4 protein-coding genes are annotated in these 4,248 nt (G+C 33.6%); all 4 read left to right on the top strand.

What is annotated here, in order from left to right:
- The coding region (locus tag IDG60_RS07625; protein ID WP_113342694.1) for a phage tail protein at positions 1 to 1,307 on the top strand (1,307 nt) is incomplete at its 5' end.
- Positions 1,307 to 1,597, top strand: a complete 291-nt coding sequence (locus IDG60_RS07620) for a hypothetical protein (RefSeq protein WP_000179862.1) — start codon at positions 1,307 to 1,309, stop codon at positions 1,595 to 1,597. The genes IDG60_RS07625 and IDG60_RS07620, both read left to right, overlap by 1 nt.
- 15 nt (positions 1,598 to 1,612) lie before the next feature.
- On the top strand, positions 1,613 to 3,523 hold the full coding sequence (locus IDG60_RS07615) for a phage baseplate protein (RefSeq protein ID WP_000429551.1): 1,911 nt from the start codon (positions 1,613 to 1,615) through the stop codon (positions 3,521 to 3,523).
- On the top strand, positions 3,523 to 4,248 hold a 726-nt coding region (locus IDG60_RS07610; protein ID WP_206160588.1), incomplete at its 3' end, for a phage baseplate upper protein. The genes IDG60_RS07615 and IDG60_RS07610, both read left to right, overlap by 1 nt.

The following is a 4,248-nucleotide window of genomic DNA, read 5'->3' as shown; positions in this document are numbered from 1 at the left end:
TAATGTATGAATTTCAAAATCACTCAGTGGAATCAAATAAGCTTGATGACGACAGTAGCGAAACTGGTAAAACGCCAGAATACTCTTTAGATGAGTACTTAAGATATGGATTTGCAAATCAAAAAACTTCGGTCAAAATGACCTATAAAATAATTGGAGATTTTAAGCGAAAAGTACCGATTGACGAATTAGGTAACAAAAACGGCTTAGAATACTGTAAAGAAGCGGTAGACCTGTTTGGCTGTATAATTTACCCAAATGATACAGAGATTGGTTTTTATTCTCCTGAAACATTTTATCAAAGAAGCGAGAAAGTGATTCGATATCAATATAATACTGATACTGTATCTGCAACTGTCAGTACATTGGAATTAAGAACAGCTATAAAAGTTTTTGGAAAAAAGTATACAGCTGAGGAAAAGAAAAATTATAATCCTATTAGAACAACTGACATTAAATATTCAAATGGTTTTATAAAAGAAGGTACTTATCGTACCGAAACAATTGGGTCTAAAGCTACTATTAACTTTGATTGCAAGTATGGTAATGAAACAGTTAGATTTACAATAAAAAAGGGCTCTCAAGGTGGAATATATAAGTTGATTTTAGACGGCAAGCAAATTAAGCAAATTTCTTGTTTTGCTAAGTCGGTTCAGTCTGAAACAATAGATTTAATAAAAAATATTGATAAAGGCAAGCACGTTTTAGAAATGATATTTTTAGGAGAAGACCCCAAAAATAGAATTGATATATCTTCAAATAAAAAAGCTAAGCCTTGTATGTATGTTGGAACTGAAAAATCAACAGTCTTAAATTTAATTGCTGACAACTCAGGTCGCAATCAATACAAAGCAATTGTTGACTACGTCGCAGATAGTGCAAAGCAGTTTGGGATTCGATATGCTAATACGCAAACAAATGAAGATATCGAAACACAGGATAAGCTGTTAGAATTTGCAAAAAAGCAAATAAATGATACTCCTAAGACTGAATTAGATGTTAATTATATAGGTTATGAAAAAATAGAGCCAAGAGATAGCGTATTCTTTGTTCATGAATTAATGGGATATAACACTGAATTAAAGGTTGTTAAACTTGATAGGTCACATCCATTTGTAAACGCAATAGATGAAGTGTCTTTCAGCAATGAAATAAAGGATATGGTACAAATTCAACAAGCGCTTAACAGACGAGTTATTGCACAAGATAATAGATATAACTATCAAGCAAATCGTATAAATCATTTATACACTAGTACTTTGAATTCTCCTTTCGAGACAATGGATATAGGGAGTGTATTAATATAATGGCAACAGAAGAAGTTAAAATCAAAGCGCTACTTGAAAACGATAAACAGTATTTTCCAGCTACACATTGGAAAGCTATAAATGGGATACCTTATGCAGGCAGTAGTGATATTGATGGATTGCCTCAAGACGGTATCATTTCGGTAAATGATAAAAATAAATTAGATAATTTAAAAATAGGCGAAGCAGGAATTATTCAAAATAGCATTGTACAGAAATCCCCAAACGGTAAATTGTGGAAAATAACAGTTGACGATAGTGGGAAACTTGGTACAGTGCTATTTTATTAGAAAGGAAGGTGCATTATGGAAAATTTGTATTTAATAAAGGATTTGGGAGCTTTAGCAGGTCGAGATTATAGAGCTAAGGAAATACAAAACTTACAAAGAATAGAGCAATTTGCGCTTGGCTTGACAACAGAGTTTAAGTTGCATCAGAAAGCTAAAACAATTCAACACTTCGCTGAGCAAATTTATTATAATGGTAGATCGCAAGCAGCAGTAAACAAATCTTTACAAAGTCAAATTAACGCACTTGTTGTGGCACCACGTAATAACAGTGCTAATGAGATTGTTCAAGCTCGAGTTAATGTAAACGGCGAAACCTTTGACACATTAAAAGAACATTTAGACGATTGGGAAACCAAAACTCAAATTAATAAAGAGGAAACTATAAGAGAATTAAATAAGACCAAACAAGAAATTCTTGATATCGAGTATCGTTTTGAACCTGATAAGCAAGAATTTTTATTTGTGACAGAACTTGCACCTCTTACAAATGCAGTAATGCAATCCTTCTGGTTTGATAATAGAACAGGCATAGTATACATGACACAAGCTAGAAATAATGGCTATATGCTAAGTCGTCTAAGACCTAATGGTCAATTTATAGACAGCTCATTGATTGTAGGTGGGGGTCATGGTACACATAACGGTTATAGATATATTGATGATGAGTTATGGATTTATAGTTTTATCTTAAATGGTAATAATGAGAATACATTAGTTCGTTTCAAGTATACGCCTAATGTGGAAATTAGCTATGGCAAGTATGGTATGCAAGATGTATTTACAGGACACCCAGAAAAACCCTACATCACCCCTGTCATAAATGAAAAAGAAAATAAAATTCTATACAGAATTGAGAGACCTAGAAGTCAGTGGGAACTTGAAAACTCAATGAATTATATAGAGATAAGAAGTTTAGACGATGTTGATAAAAATATTGATAAAGTTTTGCATAAAATCAGTATCCCTATGAGACTAACAAACGAAACCCAACCAATGCAGGGTGTGACTTTTGATGAAAAATACTTGTATTGGTATACAGGAGACAGTAATCCAAATAATAGAAACTATTTAACGGCTTTCGATTTAGAAACAGGAGAAGAAGCGTATCAGGTTAATGCTGACTATGGTGGAACACTAGATTCATTTCCTGGCGAATTTGCGGAAGCAGAAGGTTTGCAAATATACTATGACAAAGATAGTGGTAAAAAAGCTTTGATGCTAGGTGTTACTGTCGGTGGTGATGGAAATAGAACACATCGTATTTTCATGATTGGGCAAAGAGGTATTTTAGAAATACTTCACTCAAGAGGCGTTCCTTTTATCATGAGTGACACAGGTGGTAGAGTTAAACCTTTACCAATGAGGCCTGATAAACTTAAGAATCTTGGGATGTTAACAGAGCCAGGTCTTTACTATTTATACACTGATCATACAGTTCAAATCGATGATTTCCCATTACCAAGAGAATGGCGTGATGCAGGTTGGTTCTTGGAAGTTAAGCCACCACAAACTGGCGGTGATGTAATTCAGATATTGACGCGTAATAGTTATGCAAGGAATATGATGACTTTTGAAAGGGTGCTTTCTGGAAGAACTGGAGACATTTCGGACTGGAATTATGTGCCTAAAAATAGTGGTAAATGGGAGAGAGTACCTTCATTCATCACAAAAATGTCAGATATTAACATAGTAGGCATGTCGTTTTATTTAACTACGGATGATACAAAACGTTTTACAGATTTTCCAACTGAACGTAAAGGGGTAGCTGGTTGGAACTTATATGTAGAAGCTTCAAACACAGGTGGCTTTGTTCATAGGCTAGTTCGTAATAGTGTTACAGCATCTGCTGAGATACTATTGAAAAATTATGATAGTAAAACAAGTTCAGGGCCATGGACTTTACACGAAGGGAGAATTATAAGTTAATGAGTAATTTAGAGAAATCTGTAGCTATAAATTTAGAAAACACAGCGCATTATGAAAATATTTCAAATCTAGATATAACTTTTAGAACAGGAGAGAGTGATTCTTCTGTTCTTCTTTTTAATATCACTAAAAATAATCAACCGTTATTATTGAGTGAAGAAAATATCAAAGCACGAATAGCGATTCGAGGTAAAGGAGTCATGGTAGTTGCTCCACTAGAAATATTAGATCCATTTAAAGGTATTTTAAAATTTCAATTACCTAATGATGTAATTAAACGAGATGGAAGTTATCAAGCTCAAGTTTCGGTTGCAGAATTAGGTAATTCAGACGTGGTAGTTGTCGAGAGAACTATCACATTTAACGTTGAAAAAAGTTTGTTTAGCATGATTCCATCTGAAACAAAATTACACTATATTGTTGAATTTCAGGAATTAGAAAAAACTATTATGGATCGTGCGAAAGCAATGGACGAGGCTATAAAAAATGGTGAAGATTATGCGAGTCTGATTGAAAAAGCTAAAGAAAAAGGTCTATCAGATATTCAAATAGCAAAATCTTCAAGTATAGATGAATTAAAGCAACTTGCTAATAGCCATATATCTGATTTGGAAAATAAAGCGCAAGCATATTCAAGAACATTCGATGAGCAAAAGCGATATATGGATGAGAAACATGAAGCCTTCAAGCAGTCAGTGAATAGTGGTGGTTTAGTCACAAGTGGT

Source organism: Staphylococcus sp. EG-SA-2 (assembly GCF_017152085.1).
This window is presented reverse-complemented; position numbering and strand designations above follow the sequence as displayed.